This window comes from Mycobacterium asiaticum (assembly GCF_001673635.1).
Lineage (GTDB): Bacteria > Actinomycetota > Actinomycetes > Mycobacteriales > Mycobacteriaceae > Mycobacterium > Mycobacterium asiaticum_C.
The window spans coordinates 34318-49859 of the sequence record NZ_LZMH01000083.1 but is presented as its reverse complement, the minus strand read 5'-3'; the positions used below and the strand labels follow the sequence as shown (position 1 = coordinate 49859).

The 15542-nt window shown below is 69.7% G+C and carries 14 protein-coding genes; 10 read left to right on the top strand and 4 right to left on the bottom strand.

The features are described 5' to 3' along the window. Positions 1-44: 44 nt before the first annotated feature. Positions 45-449: an Rv2175c family DNA-binding protein gene (locus A5645_RS25085; RefSeq protein ID WP_065037469.1), complete on the top strand. Its 405-nt coding sequence runs from the start codon at positions 45-47 to the stop codon at positions 447-449. On the opposite strand, the gene A5645_RS25080 is transcribed toward A5645_RS25085, so the two are convergent. Together A5645_RS25080 and idsA2 are read right to left on the bottom strand one after the other, a co-directional pair. Beyond that, positions 436-1941 (bottom strand): alpha-(1->6)-mannopyranosyltransferase A, encoded by a 1506-nt coding sequence (locus A5645_RS25080; RefSeq protein ID WP_065131438.1) that lies wholly within the window; start codon positions 1939-1941, stop codon positions 436-438. The two genes, A5645_RS25085 and A5645_RS25080, sit on opposite strands and share 14 nt — an antisense overlap. A gap of 4 nt (positions 1942-1945) precedes the next feature. Next, positions 1946-3007: a bifunctional (2E,6E)-farnesyl/geranyl diphosphate synthase gene (idsA2, locus tag A5645_RS25075; RefSeq protein WP_065131437.1), complete on the bottom strand. Its 1062-nt coding sequence runs from the start codon at positions 3005-3007 to the stop codon at positions 1946-1948. Positions 3008-3217: 210 nt separating this feature from the next. Here idsA2 and A5645_RS25070 point away from each other — a divergent pair, with 210 nt between their 5' ends. Then, complete coding sequence (locus A5645_RS25070) at positions 3218-4114, top strand: mycobacterial-type methylenetetrahydrofolate reductase (protein ID WP_065131436.1); 897 nt, start codon at positions 3218-3220, stop codon at positions 4112-4114. On the opposite strand, the gene lppM is transcribed toward A5645_RS25070, so the two are convergent. After that, complete coding sequence (gene lppM, locus A5645_RS25065; RefSeq protein WP_065037484.1) at positions 4111-4755, bottom strand: lipoprotein LppM; 645 nt, start codon at positions 4753-4755, stop codon at positions 4111-4113. The two genes, A5645_RS25070 and lppM, sit on opposite strands and share 4 nt — an antisense overlap. Before the next feature lie 122 nt (positions 4756-4877). Continuing rightward, positions 4878-5480: a GNAT family N-acetyltransferase gene (locus A5645_RS25060; RefSeq protein ID WP_065131435.1), complete on the bottom strand. Its 603-nt coding sequence runs from the start codon at positions 5478-5480 to the stop codon at positions 4878-4880. A gap of 256 nt (positions 5481-5736) precedes the next feature. On the opposite strand from A5645_RS25060, the gene A5645_RS25055 reads away from it, so the two are divergent. From A5645_RS25055 to mraY, 8 genes are all read left to right on the top strand, one after another. Further along, the gene (locus A5645_RS25055) at positions 5737-6138 is read left to right on the top strand and encodes an SCO2097 family morphological protein (protein WP_065037475.1); all 402 of its coding nucleotides are present in this window, start codon (positions 5737-5739) and stop codon (positions 6136-6138) included. Between the two features lie 401 nt (positions 6139-6539). Then, entirely contained in the window at positions 6540-6971 is a 432-nt protein-coding gene (mraZ, locus tag A5645_RS25050) for a division/cell wall cluster transcriptional repressor MraZ (protein ID WP_036359475.1), read from the top strand. Next, complete coding sequence (rsmH, locus tag A5645_RS25045) at positions 6946-8130, top strand: 16S rRNA (cytosine(1402)-N(4))-methyltransferase RsmH (RefSeq protein ID WP_436405530.1); 1185 nt, start codon at positions 6946-6948, stop codon at positions 8128-8130. The genes mraZ and rsmH overlap by 26 nt, the downstream gene beginning before the upstream one ends. After that, a complete protein-coding gene (gene ftsL, locus A5645_RS25040; protein ID WP_065131433.1) occupies positions 8127-9311 on the top strand; it encodes a cell division protein FtsL in 1185 nt (394 codons plus the stop codon). Before rsmH ends, ftsL begins: the two co-directional genes overlap by 4 nt. After that, entirely contained in the window at positions 9308-11290 is a 1983-nt protein-coding gene (locus tag A5645_RS25035) for a peptidoglycan D,D-transpeptidase FtsI family protein (RefSeq protein WP_065131432.1), read from the top strand. Before ftsL ends, A5645_RS25035 begins: the two co-directional genes overlap by 4 nt. 113 nt (positions 11291-11403) lie before the next feature. Beyond that, a complete protein-coding gene (locus A5645_RS25030) occupies positions 11404-12957 on the top strand; it encodes a UDP-N-acetylmuramoyl-L-alanyl-D-glutamate--2,6-diaminopimelate ligase (protein WP_065131431.1) in 1554 nt (517 codons plus the stop codon). Further along, entirely contained in the window at positions 12954-14465 is a 1512-nt protein-coding gene (locus tag A5645_RS25025; RefSeq protein WP_065131430.1) for a UDP-N-acetylmuramoyl-tripeptide--D-alanyl-D-alanine ligase, read from the top strand. Before A5645_RS25030 ends, A5645_RS25025 begins: the two co-directional genes overlap by 4 nt. Beyond that, the gene (mraY, locus tag A5645_RS25020; RefSeq protein WP_065131429.1) at positions 14462-15541 is read left to right on the top strand and encodes a phospho-N-acetylmuramoyl-pentapeptide-transferase; all 1080 of its coding nucleotides are present in this window, start codon (positions 14462-14464) and stop codon (positions 15539-15541) included. Before A5645_RS25025 ends, mraY begins: the two co-directional genes overlap by 4 nt. Position 15542: the final 1 nt, after the last annotated feature.

The window sequence follows — 15542 nt, the reverse complement described above, 5'->3', positions numbered from 1 at the left end:
AAACGCGCAGACTTCGCCGCCCGGCAAGTTCTAGACTGAACGCCGTGGGCAGCATTCCGGCCGGCGACGATGTTCTGGATCCCGACGAGCCAACCTACGACCTGACCCGGGTCGCCGAACTGCTCGGCATACCGGTGAGCAAGGTGCAGCAGCAGTTGCGCGAAGGCCACCTGGTTGCGGTGCGCCGCAACGGCGGGGTGGTGGTGCCGCAGGTCTTCTTCACCAACTCCGGCCAGGTCGTGAAAAGCCTGCCGGGGCTGTTGACGATCCTGCACGACGGTGGCTACCACGACACCGAGATCGTGCGCTGGCTGTTCACCCCGGACCCGTCGCTCACCGTCACCCGCGACGGCTCCCGTGACGCCCTGAGCAACGCGCGCCCGGTCGACGCCCTGCATGCCCACCAGGCTCGCGAGGTGGTGCGGCGCGCCCAGGCTATGGCGTATTAGCCGGCTGCTCCTCGGCCCGCACCACCGGCTCGTCCTGGCGGTACAGCGAATACCAGGCCAGCACCGCGAACGCGGTCGCCAATCCCACGTGCAGCCAGGAATACATGCCGTGCGACCCGTCGGGCTTGAAGATCACCATGATCCAGGTCGAGATTCCGGCGACGGCGGCCATCGCCCGGCGTGACTGCGCCAGCGGGGCGAGCACGGCCAGCGGCCACGAGTAGTACCAGGGCAGCGCCGCGGGCACGAAGAGCACCACGATCAGCATCACGCCGGCGATGCCGGTCAGCGAGTCCCGGTCGTCGCGGCGGAAACGCCACCACAACACCGGCAGCGATACCGCGATGATCAAAATCCCGATCAGTCGGGCGATCCGCAGCACGGCGTAGAACTGGACGGCGAACAACCCGCTGCCGAAGAAGTGCACCAGATTTGCCACCGCCGTCGGCACGGTCAGCCAGTTGATGATCTTCACCGAGCCCGCCAGCGCGGTCATCCAGCCCAGGCCCACACCCGCGATCAGGGACAGCACCGCGAAGCCCGCGACACAGATCGCCAGCGAAGACAGCGCTGCCACCAGGAAAGCCCGCACCGGATGCCAGTTCCGGTCCTCGCGCAGGTGACGCATCCACACCCAGAACATGAACGGCAACGCCAGCCCGGCGGTGGCTTTGACCGCGATCCCGACGGTGAGCAACGTGATGCCGAGGACATGGCGGCGTTGCAGGGTCAGCGCGATGCCGGCGGCCATCAGGCCGACCATCAGCATTTCGTTGTGCACCCCACCCATCAGGTGGATCAGCACCAGCGGGTTGAGCACGCAGATCCACAGCGCCTTGGCGCCGTGGCTGCCGACGTGATGCGCCAGCCGGGGTGCGGCCCAGATCAGCAGCACCAGCCCGGGCAGCATGCACAGCCGCAACAGCATGGTTCCCGCCACGACGTTGTTGCCGACCAGCATCGTGACCAGCTTGGCCACCAGGATGAACGCCGGCCCGTACGGCGCGGTGGTGATCGTCCAGATCGGGCTGACGTCGTCCAGCAACGGATTCGGGTTACCGACCGGCCCCACCGCGTAAGGGTCCAGGCCGTCGCGCAGCAGCGCGCCCTGGGCGAGATAGGAATAGGTGTCGCGGCTGAACACCGGCACCGACAGCAGCAACGGCGCCAGCCAGAACGCGGTGGTGGCCCGCATGGTGAATTCGGTGGTCTGTCCCGCCAGCGCGCGCCGACCCAGTCGCAGCCACGCGACGATCACCAAGACCACGCCCAGCCACAGCAGGATCGACGACAACACCAGGCCGTGGCCGAACCGCAGCCAGGACATGTGGATCGACTCCAGCAACGGATCGTGCAGGCGGGTGCTGCCCGCACCCAGGCCGCCGGCGGTGATCAGCACCGAACCGAGGAAACCCTGCCGCGCCGGTGCCGCCTCAGGCGTGGTGATGAACGTCCGCAACCGCGAAACGCCTTGCGTCAGAAGGGTCGTCATCGGCTCAGGCGGACCGGTCGGTGGCCAGGCGGGCCAGGTCTGACAGGCCGGTCTTGGCCGTCGCGCTGACCGGTGCGGAAGCCAGAATGGCCAGCGCCCGCTCGGTGAGTTCGGTGATCCGGTTCTCCGCCGCCGACAGCGCACCCACTCCTTCGATCACGTCGCGCAGTTCGCGTACCTGCTCCTCGGTGAGATCGGTCCCGACCGAGGTCCGTAACAGGTTGGCCGCCAAGGGGTCTGACTCCTCGGCCAGTTGGATGGCCTCGGCCAGCAGCACGGTGCGCTTGCCGGACCGCAGGTCGTCGCCGGACGGCTTGCCCGTGACCGCCGGGTCCCCGAACACGCCCAGGACGTCGTCGCGCAGCTGGAACGCCACCCCGAGATCGGTCCCGAACTGTCCGAAGATCGACAGCACGTCGGGCCGGTCGGCCGCGGCGGCGACACCCAGCTGCAGTGGCCGCAACACGGTGTAGCAGGCGGTCTTGTAGGTGGCGACGGTCATCGCCGACGCGACCGACTCCGCTGCCGAGGCGGGCACCGAGACCTCGGCCAGGATGTCCAGATACTGACCGCCCAGCACCTCGGTGCGGATGTCTGACCACACCGGCTCCACCCGCTCGCGGGCATCGGCGGACATCCGGACGCGGGCGATGATGTCGTTGGCCCAGGCGTGCGCGATGTCGCCTAGCAGGATCGCGGCCGACATGCCGAACTGGTCCGAGGCGCCGCGCCAACCGCGTTCGGCGTGCAGGGCCGCGAAGTGCACGTGCGCCGTCGGCCGGCCACGGCGGGTCGCCGAGGCGTCGATGACGTCGTCGTGGACCAGGGCGAAGGCGTGCAGCAGTTCCAGCGCGCCGAACAGCAGCAGCGAATCGGGTTCGGGCGGCTGCGGGGCGACGGCGTCCCATCCCCAGTAGGCGAAAACCGGCCGCAGCCGCTTACCGCCGCTGAGCACGAAATCCTCCAGCCAGGCGGTCAACGCCTCGTATTCGCTACCCAGATACGCCGACTCGCCGCGGCGGTCGCGCAGGTACCGTCGCAGTTGATCGGTGACGGCGCCGGCCACCTCGTCGGTCGATGGTGCCGATGCTTGCAGGCTCAGCGCGGCGCCCCTTTCTCCCTGGGCAGGTCTCTGGCCCGACAGTGTATGCCGCGCCCTGACCTGCCGCCCCTATGCTGTCGTGGTGGCCCGCGTCGACGGTCGGCCGGGCTCAGCACGGGGGGATTTGCGCGGCGTGGCGCGTCAGAATGCAGGCCGGCAGGGAAGAGGAACTGGGTGACGCTCAACACCATCGCGCTGGAGCTGGTGCCACCAAACGTGGCCGGGGGTTTCGAGAAAGCAGCCGACGACGCGGCCAAAGTGGTGCGGTACGCCGCGGAGTTCGGCCTGGACGGGCGCATCCGGCACGTGATGATCCCGGGCATGATCGCCGAGGACGACGATCGCCCGATCACGATGCAGCCCAAGCTGGACGTGCTGGACTTCTGGTCGATCATCCGTCCGCAACTGCCCGGGATCAACGGCTTGTGCACCCAGGTCACCGCCTTCATGGACGAACCCACTTTGGGGGAGCGGCTGGCCAAACTGACCGCAGCCGGGATGGAGGGCGTGGTCTTCGTCGGGGTGCCGCGCACCATGAACGACGGCGAGGGCTCCGGTGTCGCACCCACCGACGCGTTGTCCATCTACCGCGACGCGGTGGCCAACCGTGGTGTGATCCTCATCCCGACCCGCGAAGGTGAACCGGGCCGGTTCGACTTCAAGTGCAGCCAGGGCGCCACCTACGGCATGACGCAGTTGCTGTACTCCGACGCCATCGTGGGCTTTCTCGCCGACTTCGCCAAGAACACCGATCACCGGCCCGAGATCCTGCTTTCGTTCGGCTTCGTCCCGAAGATGGAGGCCCGGGTCGGTCTGATCAACTGGCTGATCCAGGACCCGGGCAATGCGGTGGTCGCCGAAGAACAAGAGTTCGTCAGGAAGCTGGCGGCCAGCGAGCCGCCCGAGAAGCGGCGGATGCTGGTCGACCTGTACCAGCGCGTGGTGGACGGGGTGGCCGAGCTGGGATTCCCGTTGAGCATTCATTTCGAGGCGACCTACGGCGTCTCCGGGCCGGCGTTCGAGACCTTCGCCGAGATGCTCGCCTACTGGGCGCCCGACCAGCTGGCCTAGCCGGACGACTGGTCGGTCGGCGCGGTGAACCGCGGCGAACGGTCCCGGCTCGCCCAGGCCAGCATCGCCACCACGCCGGCGGCGGCGAACGACGCGATGCCCAGCCAGATGCCCGCACCGGTGAACGACCGGGTGTTGGGATCGGTGTAGCGAGCCTGTGCGGTCATGGTGCTCACCACGCCCGGCTTCAGCTTCCACTGCACGACCTCGGGCTCGATGCGGTCCCCGTTCGTGGAGGTGACCGTGCCCGGGAACGCGATGGTCAGCTCGATCTCGGCTTCGGGGTCGGTGAGCGAGGTCAGGTCGGCGCGACCTTCCAGAATCACCATGTTGCCGCTGCGGCGCAGCGAGAGACTGACCCCGGACGCATCGGGATTCATGTGCGCCAGCTGCGGCAGCTCGGCGAAGGTCAGATCGGAGAAGACGGCCTGTGAACCCACATAACCGTCGCTGTCGTAGTTCGACACCGCGACCTTCTGGCTGAACGGCAGGTTCGTGTCGAGCTGCGGCCCGGTGTCCCGATTGCTCTTGGGTTTCGCCGCTGCGATGATCTCGCCGGACACCAGGTCGTCGGGCGAGATGGTCAGCGAGGCCCGCACCCGCAGGCACCCGCTGGCCAGCGGTACCACCAACAAAAGCATCAGGATCGCCAGGACCCGGCGGCTCCGTCGCGCGGAAACCGTCCGGGCTGATTGCGGGGGAGAGCTGGCGCGCACCAGGTCATCGTGCCAGACCCGGCGCGCGGATCCGGTGGGCCGCCCGGTCACAGCGGCAACGCGCGGCCCAGAATCGCGAAAGCCCGCGGGTCGCCGGCGAAGTAGTAGCCGCGGATCACGTCGTTAAAGCCCAGCCGGCGGTACAGTCGCCACGCCCGGTTGGCCTCGCCGTTGTTCTCCGGGGTGGACAGCAGCACATTGTCTTCCCGGCGGTCCGCGAGCAGGCGCCGGGCCAGGCCCTCGCCGAGCCCACGGCCCTGCGCCCGCGGATGGATGTGCAGCTCGGTGAGTTCGAAGTAGCTCGTCATCAGCCGGTCGATCGCGTGCTGCGGGAAACCGCTGCGCTGCAGGCCCAGGACTACTTGCTGCTGCCACCACTGGCCGGGTGCGCCCGGGTAGCCATAGGCGACGCCGACGAGTGGGGCGTTGCCCAACTCCGCGGCCGACGGCGGCTGGCCGGCATCGTCGGTCGCCGCTTCGACGGCGGCGACCGCCTGCCAGCCCGGCCGCCGGGTGTGTTCGAGCCACATGCTGGCGCGTTGATTCTCGGTGCCCTTGGGGTAACGCATGGCGTCGACGTACACACCCAGCGCTTCACCGAGGCGGCGCTGCATCTCGTTCGCCGGAAAATCAATGAGGAAGGTCGCCAATCGCGCTGTCCTCCTCGGGTAGGCAAACGGCGCCCGGGCGGGCTCGGGCATGTTCCAGTATCGGATGTAGCCGTCGCGCCGCGACGGGCGGTGGTGTCGCGGCCCGGCACTGCTCGCCGACGCAGCCGCGATAGAATCGCCTGCGAATCAGTGGTACGGCGCAGATGGACCTCGTATCATTGGTATTAATTGCTCTACAACGGGCATCCGCGTGCTATCAGTGGCTACGGGACAGTGTTTCGGCAAGGAGGGACGAATGCCACTCTCCGATCATGAGCAGCGAATGCTCGATCAGATCGAGAGCGCTCTCTATGCCGAGGATCCGAAGTTCGCCTCGAGCGTACGTGGCGGCGGTTTCCGCGCGCCCACCGCGCGACGCCGACTGCAGGGCACGGCGCTGTTCGTCGTCGGCCTGGCAATGCTGGTTTCGGGAGTCGCCTTCAAAGCCACGATGATCGGAACCTTCCCAATCCTGAGCGTGCTCGGTTTCGTCGTGATGTTTGGCGGCGTGGTGTACGCCGTCACCGGTCGCCGGCTGTCCGGCCGCCCGGACACTGGAACCACCGCGAGCCCGTCGCGCCCGCGCCGGTCCAGGGGCTCGGGTGGAACGTTCACCAGCCGCATGGAAGACCGGTTCCGCCGGCGCTTCGACGAATAACCCTTTCTGATACGCCAATAACGGGGTAGCCCAACGGCTGCCCCGTTTTGCTTTGCGAGTTCCGGCCGGCGATTGCTCGGGCAATGAGCGTTGCAGGCTCAGCGCCCCTAACACGCGCGCCGGGCCGCGGTTAGCCAACTCGTGGCGCATTCGTAGCGTAGTTGTGTCCATCGCTCCCCACCGCGCCCCACCCCGCCCCCACGGTCTGAAACAGGGCTCTGAAGTGCGGTTTTGTGCACGGTACGGAAAGCGCCGGGCTCGCCGAAGTGGGTCGACCCGCGACGTGTGGTGGGGCAACGGCACTATGAGACGCGCGGAGGGGGTTGTTATGGGGCGAAGTGGGGGACTGTGGGGTATGGTGGCCGAAGTGTTTGGGTGACAAGCAAGTCGGAGGTGCCGCAGTGTTTCTCGGCACCTACACGCCCAAGCTCGACGACAAAGGGCGGCTCACGCTGCCGGCCAAATTTCGCGACGCATTGGCAGGGGGGTTGATGGTCACCAAGAGCCAAGATCACAGCCTCGCCGTCTATCCGCGTGCGGAGTTCGAGCAGCTGGCGCGGCGGGCCAGCAAGGCGCCGCGCAGCAATCCGGAGGCGCGGGCGTTTTTGCGTAACCTCGCTGCCGGCACCGACGAGCAGCACCCCGACGGGCAGGGGCGCATCACGCTGTCGGCCGACCACCGGCGCTACGCCGGCCTGTCCAAGGATTGCGTAGTCATCGGTGCGGTCGACTATCTCGAAATCTGGGACGCCCAGGCCTGGAACGACTATCAGCAACTCCATGAAGAGAACTTCTCCGCGGCCAGCGATGAAGCACTCGGCGACATCTTCTGAGGTGCATGCCTGTGCACCGTGGTCTCTGCCCGAACCGACCCTGGCGTACTTCCCCAACGCCAGGTGCGTCTCGGACAGAGGCCTCGGTGCACGGGCGGGACGCCAGTTAGGCCGTACCGGCCGGGGAGGGGTCAGGATGCCTAACCCCGACGATCCGCGTTCCGGCGCAGGTGATTTCGGCCATGTGCCGGTGCTGGCGCAGCGATGCGTCGAATTGCTGGCACCAGCGCTGACCCGGCACAGTCCCGACGGTGCCGGCGCGGTGCTCGTCGACGCCACCCTTGGCGCCGGTGGGCACGCCGAGCGATTCCTCACCGAGCTGCCCGGACTGCGGCTGATCGGGCTCGACCGCGACCCGAGCGCCTTGGCTATCAGCCGAAACCGGTTGGCTACCTTCGCCGATCGGGTCACCCTGGTGCACACCCGCTACGACGGCATCGTGGCGGCGCTTGCCGAATCCGGTTATCCCACAACCGAATCGGTGGACGGCGTGCTGTTCGATCTCGGGGTGTCCTCAATGCAGCTGGACCGCGCCGAGCGGGGGTTTGCCTATGCCAAGGACGCGCCGCTGGACATGCGGATGGACCCTTCGGCGCCGCTGACCGCCGCCGACATCGTCAACACCTACCCCGAGGCCGAGCTGGCCGACATCCTGCACCGCTACGGCGAGGAGCGATTTGCTCGCCGGATCGCGGCCCAGATTGTCCGCCGTCGCGCCCGCGCGCCGTTCACCTCGACCGCCGAGCTGGTGGCGCTGCTCTACGAGGCGATCCCGGCGCCGGCCCGGCGCACCGGCGGGCACCCGGCCAAGCGCACCTTCCAGGCACTGCGCGTCGCGGTCAACGACGAGCTGGAGTCGTTGCGCGGCGCCGTGCCGGCCGCGCTGGAGGCGCTGGCGGTGGGCGGGCGCATCGTGGTGCTGTCCTACCAGTCGCTGGAGGACCGGATCGTCAAGCGGGTGTTCACCGACGCTACGGCCTCCCGCACCCCGCCGGGTCTCCCGGTCGAACTTCCCGGCCACGGGCCGCGATTCACCTCGTTGACGCGCGGAGCGGAACGGGCTGACGCGGCCGAGACGGAACGCAATCCGCGCAGCGCCCCGGTGCGGCTGCGCGCCCTGCAACGAGTCGAGCGGGAGAACGGGAAGGCGAAGGCATGAGCACAAAGCGCGAGGCGACGAAGCGCCGCGACAGCGAGCGTCGCGCTCGTCGCGCCGGCGCCACCGGGGTTCGTACCCCCGCCGACCCGTCGTCCCGGCGGGGTCGCGCCCACTCCCGCAAGTCCACCGCGCCGGCACGCGAGGCCCGGGCGCCGAGGTCGGGCCCGCAGACGACTCCGATGGCCCGGCCCGTCGACCGCCCGGCCCGGCCCAAGAACGCCAGCCAGGCCAAGGCCCGCGCCAAGGCACGTAAAGCGAAGGCGCCCAGGGTCGTTCGGCCCAAGCTGTCCGAACGGCTGGCCATCCGGCTGGCGCAGATCGACCTGCGGCCACGTACGGTGCTGAGCCGGGTCCCGTTCGTCGTGCTGGTGATCGGGTCGCTGGGCATCGGTCTGGGCCTGACGCTGTGGTTGTCCACCGACGCCGCCGAACGGTCCTACCAGCTCAGCCACGCCCGCGAGCGCACCCGGATGCTGCAACAGCAGAAAGAAGCGCTCGAGCGTGATGTGCGCGAGGCGGAGTCTGCGCCGGCGCTGGCCGAAGCGGCCCGCAAACAGGGCATGATCCCCACCCGCGACACGGCCCACCTGGTTCAGGCGCCCGATGGCAACTGGGTCGTGGTCGGCACACCCAAACCGGCCGACGGCGTGCCGCCGCCGCCGCTGAACAACAAGCTGCCCGACGAAGGCCCACCTCCACCGCCCAAGCCGCCGGTGACGCCGCCGGAGGTGGCGGTCCGGGTGATGCCCGCTCCCGGCGACCCGGCACCGCCCGCGCGCACCGGTCCGCAGGTGCTGCTGCGCGGACCCGACGGATCCTCGACGCTGGGCAGCACGCAACCGCCCGGCCAGGTGCCCGGTGTGCCCGGCCAGGTGCCCGGTGTGCCCGGCCAGGTGCCAGGTGTGCCCGGCCAGGTGCCCGGTGTGCCCGCCCAGGCGCCGGTGGTGCTGGACCCGCTGCACGGGGTTCCGGTCCAACTGCCCCCGGTCCCGGCCCAGCTGCCGCAGGTCCCGGGCCAGGTCCCGACTCAGGTCGTTCCGCCGGTAGCCGCGCCGGTGCCCGGAATGCCCACCGGTCCAACCGCTTCCGACGTACACGGGGTAGCGCCCCTGCCGGCCGCCGGTGAGCAGGTAGTCCCAGTCGCGCCGGCGGCACCGGCCGTGCCCGGGATCCCGCGATGAGCCGCGACCCCCGCAGGGCGGCCCCGGAGCGCCGCGCCCGCAAACCGCGTGCCGCCCAGGACGTCAAACAGCCCAAGCGAACTCGGAAACCCAAGCAGGACAAACCCACGCGCGCCCCCGGCACAGCCCACTCGGCCCGGGAGCGGCGCACCCGTCAGGCGGTGGAAGTAGCGAGCCGTGGCGCGTCGTTCGTCTTCCGGCATCGGGCGGGCAATGCCGTCATCTTGATCCTGATGATCGTGGCCGTCACTCAGCTGTTCTACCTGCAGGTGTCCAACGCGCCGCAGCTCAACGCCCAAGCCGCTGGCCAGCTTAAGGTCACCGACGTCGAACGCGCGATCCGCGGCGCCATCGTCGACCGACACAACGACCGGCTGGCCTTCACCATCGAAGCGCGCGCCCTTACCTTCCAGCCCAAGCGAATTCGCCAGCAGCTGGAAGAGGCCAGGAAGAAGTCGCCACACGCGCCGGACCCGCAGGAGCGACTCAAGGACATCGCCAAGGAAGTCGCGGGCAAGCTGAACAACAAGCCGGACGCGGCCGCCCTACTCAAGAAACTGCAGAGTAACGAGACCTTCGTCTACCTGGCCCGCAACGTCGATCCCGCCATCGCACATGCGATCTCGGCCAAGTTCCCCGAGGTCGGCTCGGAGCGCCAGGATCTGCGCCAGTATCCGGGCGGGTCCTTGGCGGCCAACATCGTCGGGGGCATCGACTGGGACGGGCACGGCCTGCTCGGCCTGGAGGACTCGCTGGACGCGGTGCTGGCCGGCACCGACGGATCGGTCACCTACGACCGCGGGTCCGACGGCGTCGTCATCCCCGGCAGCTACCGCAACAGACACAAGGCCGTGCACGGCTCCACCGTCCAGCTCACTCTCGACGACGACATCCAGTTCTACGTCCAGCAGCAGGTGCAGCAGGCCAGGAACGTGTCGGGCGCCCACACCGTGTCGGCGGTCGTGCTGGACGCCAAGACGGGTGAAGTGCTGGCGATGGCCAACGACAACACGTTCGACCCATCGCAGGACATCGGGCGCCAGGGCGACCGGCAACTGGGCAATCTGCCGGTGTCCTCGCCGTTCGAGCCGGGTTCGGTGAACAAGATCATCACCGCCTCGTCGGTGATCGAATACGGGCTGAGCAACCCCGACGAGGTGCTGCAGGTGCCGGGCACCATCTCGATGGGCGGCGTCACCGTGCACGACGCGTGGGAACACGGCGTGATGCCCTACACCACCACCGGTGTCTTCGGAAAGTCGTCCAACGTCGGCACGCTGATGCTGGCGCAGCGGGTGGGACCGGAACGCTTCTACGACATGGTCCGCAAGTTCGGGCTCGGTCAGCGCACCGGCGTTGGGCTGCCCGGCGAGAGCGCGGGCCTGGTGCCGCCGATCGACCAGTGGTCGGGCAGCACCTTCTCCAACCTGCCCATCGGCCAGGGTGTTTCGATGACGCTGCTGCAGATGGCGGGCATGTACCAGGCCATCGCCAACGACGGCGTGCGCATCCCGCCGCGGATCCTCAAGGCCACCATCGCCGCCGACGGAACGCGCACCGAGGAAGCCCGCCCCGAAGGCGTCCGGGTGGTCTCCGCGCAGACCGCCCAGACGGTGCGGCAGATGCTGCGCGCGGTCGTGCAGCAGGACCCGATGGGCTACCAGCAGGGCACCGGCCCGGCCGCCGCGGTCCCCGGCTACCAGATGGCCGGCAAGACCGGCACCGCGCAGCAGATCAACCCGGGCTGCGGCTGCTACTTCGACGATGTGTACTGGATCACCTTCGCCGGCATGGCCACTGTCGACAATCCGCGTTACGTCATCGGCATCATGATGGACAACCCGCAGCGCAACGCCGACGGCACACCGGGGCACTCGGCGGCGCCGCTGTTCCACAACATCGCGGGCTGGCTGATGCAGCGCGAGAACGTGCCGCTGTCACCGGACCCGGGACCACCGCTGACCCTGCAGGCGATGTAGCGCCGACTCGGGCGCGGGAGGTCACCGGCCCGATGGCGGCTGGGTAGGGTGTCAAAGCTGATCCAAGCCGATAATGGCGTTTCGCTCAGCGTCGGACGGGAGGTGATGACGCAGTGGCAGCCGTGCCCACCGATCTGCGTCCCAGCTCCGGCGCGGGCGTGTCGCTGGCCGCGCTGGCCGCCCAGGTCGGCGCCGTGTCCGCGCACGGCGGCACCGTCGCCGACGTGCCCGTCACCGGCGTGACGCTGCGGGGCCAGGATGTGCGCTCCGGCGACCTGTTCGCCGCCCTGCCCGGGTCGGTCACCCACGGTGCCCGCCATGCCGGCGCGGCGATCGAACGCGGCGCCGTCGCGGTGTTGACCGACGCCGACGGGGTGCTCGAAATGGGTTCGCACGCCGACGCCGTCCCGGTCCTGGTGCACCCCGCACCACGCGGCGTGCTGGGTGGCCTGGCTGCCACGGTCTACGGCCGCCCGTCCGACCGGGTCCCGGTCATCGGGATCACCGGCACCTCCGGCAAGACCACCACGACTTATCTGGTCGAAGCGGGTCTGCGGGCCGCGGGCCGGGTCGCCGGCCTGGTCGGCACCATCGGCATCCGCATCGACGGCGTCGACATCCCCAGCGCGCTGACCACCCCGGAGGCCCCCGCGCTGCAAGCCTTGTTCGCTGCGATGGCCGAACGCGGGGTGGACACCGTGGTGATGGAGGTGTCCAGTCACGCGCTGACCCTCGGCCGGGTGGACGGCACCGAATTCTCCGTGGGCGCCTTCACCAACCTGTCGCGCGATCACCTCGACTTCCACCCGAGCATGGAAGCCTATTTCGAGGCCAAGGCGGCGCTGTTCGATCCGGCCTCGGCGTTGCGGGCGCGCACCGTCGTGGTGTGCGTCGACGACGAGGCCGGGCGCGCCATGGCGGCCCGGGCCGGTGACGCGATCACCGTGAGCGTCACCGACGAGCCCGCGCACTGGCGCGCCGTCGACGTCGCACTCAGCGGTGCCGCCGGGCAGGAGTTCACCGCGATCGACCCCGCCGGCGTTCACCACCGTGTGGCGATCAACCTGCCCGGGCATTACAACATCGCCAATTCGCTTGTCGCGCTGGCCATTCTGGATGCCGTCGGGGTATCCCCGGAGCAGGCGGCGCCGGGACTGCGCCAGACCCGGGTCCCGGGACGGCTCGAACAGGTCGACCGCGGTCAGGATTTCCTGGCGCTGGTCGACTACGCCCACAAGCCGGGCGCGCTGCGCGCCGTGCTGACCACCCTGGCCGGGCCGGGCCGGCGGCTGGCGGTGGTGTTCGGCGCAGGCGGCGACCGCGACCCGGGGAAGCGGGCACCGATGGGTGCGGTGGCCGCCGAACTCGCCGACCTGGTCGTCGTCACCGACGACAACCCGCGCAGCGAGGATCCCGCCGCCATCCGCCGCGAGATCCTGGCCGGCGCCACCGCCGGCTCCGGCGTCGGTAAAGCGCCGTCGGTAGTCGAGATCGGTGACCGCCGCGAAGCCATCCGGCACGCTGTGGCCTGGGCCAGGCCCGGCGACGTCGTCCTGATCGCCGGCAAGGGCCATGAGACCGGTCAGCGCGTCGGCGACCAGACCCGCCCGTTCGACGACCGGGTGGAGCTCGCGCAGGCGCTACAGGCGCTGGGGGCCCGCCGATGATCGACCTGACCATCGCCGAGATCGCCGACATCGTCGGCGGGACCCTGTCCGACATCGACCCGGAGCGCGCCGCGGCCACCCGCGTCACCGGCACCGTCGAGTTCGACTCGCGCGCAGTCGGCCCGGGCGGTCTGTTCCTGGCGCTGCCCGGCGCCCGCGCCGATGGGCACGACCACGCGGCCTCAGCGGTGGCGGCGGGCGCCGTCGCGGTGCTGGCCGCCCGTCCGGTCGGGGTCCCCGCCATCGTGGTGGCCCCGCGGGCCGCGGCCGACGACCGGGCCGGAGTGCTCGAGCACGACGCCGACGGATCGGGCGCGGCGGTGCTGGCCGCGCTGGCCCGGCTGGCCCGGAAGGTGGCCGTAGAGCTGGTCGCGGGCGGGCTGACGATCATCGGGATCACCGGCTCGTCGGGCAAGACCTCTACCAAGGACCTGGTGGCCACGGTGCTGGCCCCGTTGGGTGAGGTAGTGGCCCCGCCCGGATCGTTCAACAACGAGCTGGGTCATCCCTGGACGGTGCTGCGGGCCACCCGCGACACCGACTACCTGATTCTGGAGATGTCAGCGCGGCACCCCGGTAATATCGCCGCGCTGGCCGAGATCGCGCCGCCGTCGATCGGCGTGGTCCTCAACGTCGGCACCGCGCACCTCGGCGAGTTCGGCTCCCGCGAAGCCATCGCGCGCACCAAATCCGAACTGCCGCAATCCGTTCCGTCGTCCGGGGTGGTCATTCTCAATGCTGATGACCCGGCCGTGGCGGCGATGGCGGACGTGACCGCGGCCCGGGTGGTCCGGGTCAGCCGCAGCGCCCGGGGTGATATCTGGGCCGGCCCGGTGACGCTGGACGAACTGGCCAGGCCGCAGTTCACCCTGCACGCCGGTGACGAGCAGGCCGACATCCAGCTCGGGGTGTACGGCGACCACCAGGTCAGCAACGCGCTGTGCGCCGCCGCGGTGGCGCTGGAATGCGGTGCCGGCATCGATCAGGTCGCGAGCGCGCTCGCCGCGGCGGGTCCGGTGTCGCGGCACCGGATGCAGGTCACCACCCGCGCCGACGGGGTGACGGTGATCGACGACGCCTACAACGCCAACCCGGACTCAATGCGGGCCGGATTGCAGGCGCTGGCCTGGATCGCGCGCGGCGGCTCGGACCCCGCCGCGGCGGCCCGCCGCAGCTGGGCGGTGCTGGGTGAGATGGCCGAACTCGGGGACGACGCGATATCCGAGCACGATCGCGTCGGCCGGCTCGCGGTGCGATTAGATGTGTCTCGACTCGTTGTCGTGGGAACCGGGAGGCCGATGAGCGCCATGCACCAGGGAGCTGTGATGGAGGGCTCCTGGGGGAGCGAGGCCGTCAGCGTGCCGGACCGCGACGCCGCCTTGGCGCTGCTGCGCGCCGAGGTGCAGCCCGGGGACGTGGTGCTGGTCAAGGCGTCCAACTCGGCCGGGCTGGGGGCGCTGGCCGACGCGCTCGTCGCGACCGGCGACCAGGGGGCGGCCCGCCAGTGAGACAGATCCTGATCGCCGTCGCCATCGCGGTGACCGTGTCCATCCTGCTCACCCCCGCGCTGATCCGGCTGTTCACCAAACAGGGGTTCGGTCACCAGGTCCGCGAGGATGGCCCGCCCACCCACCACAGCAAACGCGGCACTCCGTCGATGGGTGGAGTGGCCATCCTGGCCGGCATCTGGGCCGGCTACCTGGGCGCCCACCTCGCCGGGCTGGCGTTCGACGGCGAGGGCGTGTCCGCCTCCGGGCTGCTGGTGCTGCTGTTGGCGACCGCGCTGGGCGGTGTCGGGTTCATCGACGACCTGATCAAGATCCGCCGCTCGCGCAACCTGGGTCTGAACAAGACGGCCAAGACCATCGGGCAGATCAGCGCGGCCGTGCTGTTCGCGGTGCTGGTGCTGCAGTTTCCCAACAACGCCGGGCTGACCCCGGCCAGCGCCGACCTTTCCTACGTGCGCGAGATCGCCACCGTGACCTTCGCGCCGGCGGTGTTCGTGCTGTTCTGCGTCGTCGTGGTCAGCGCCTGGTCGAACGCGGTCAATTTCACCGACGGGCTGGACGGCTTGGCCGCGGGCTGCATGGCGATGGTCACCGGCGCCTACGTGCTGATCACCTTCTGGCAGTACCGCAACGCCTGCGTCACTGCGCCGGGCTTGGCCTGCTACAACGTGCGCGACCCGCTGGACTTGGCGCTGATCGCCGCCGCCACCGCCGGAGCCTGCATCGGCTTTCTGTGGTGGAATGCCGCGCCGGCCAAGATCTTCATGGGTGACACCGGGTCGCTGGCGCTCGGCGGCATCATCGCCGGGTTGTCGGTGACCAGCCGCACCGAGATGCTCGCCGTCGTGCTCGGTTCGCTGTTCGTCGCCGAGGTCACCTCGGTGGTGCTACAGATCCTGGCCTTCCGCACCACCGGTCGCCGGGTGTTCCGGATGGCCCCGTTCCACCACCACTTCGAGCTGGTCGGCTGGGCCGAAACCACGGTGATCATCCGGTTCTGGTTGCTCACCGCGATCACCTGCGGGCTGGGGGTCGCCCTGTTCTACGGTGAGTGGCTTTCCACGATCGGCGCCTGAC

Coding starts and splice junctions, on each gene's coding strand:
- A5645_RS25080 (WP_065131438.1), bottom strand. CDS start 1,941: ATGACGACCCTTCTGACGCAAGGCGTTTCGCGGTTGCGGACGTTCATC.
- lppM (WP_065037484.1), bottom strand. CDS start 4,755: ATGCTTTTGTTGGTGGTACCGCTGGCCAGCGGGTGCCTGCGGGTGCGG.
- A5645_RS25055 (WP_065037475.1), top strand. CDS start 5,737: ATGCCACTCTCCGATCATGAGCAGCGAATGCTCGATCAGATCGAGAGC.
- rsmH (WP_436405530.1), top strand. CDS start 6,946: ATGAAGCACTCGGCGACATCTTCTGAGGTGCATGCCTGTGCACCGTGG.
- ftsL (WP_065131433.1), top strand. CDS start 8,127: ATGAGCACAAAGCGCGAGGCGACGAAGCGCCGCGACAGCGAGCGTCGC.
- A5645_RS25035 (WP_065131432.1), top strand. CDS start 9,308: ATGAGCCGCGACCCCCGCAGGGCGGCCCCGGAGCGCCGCGCCCGCAAA.
- A5645_RS25025 (WP_065131430.1), top strand. CDS start 12,954: ATGATCGACCTGACCATCGCCGAGATCGCCGACATCGTCGGCGGGACC.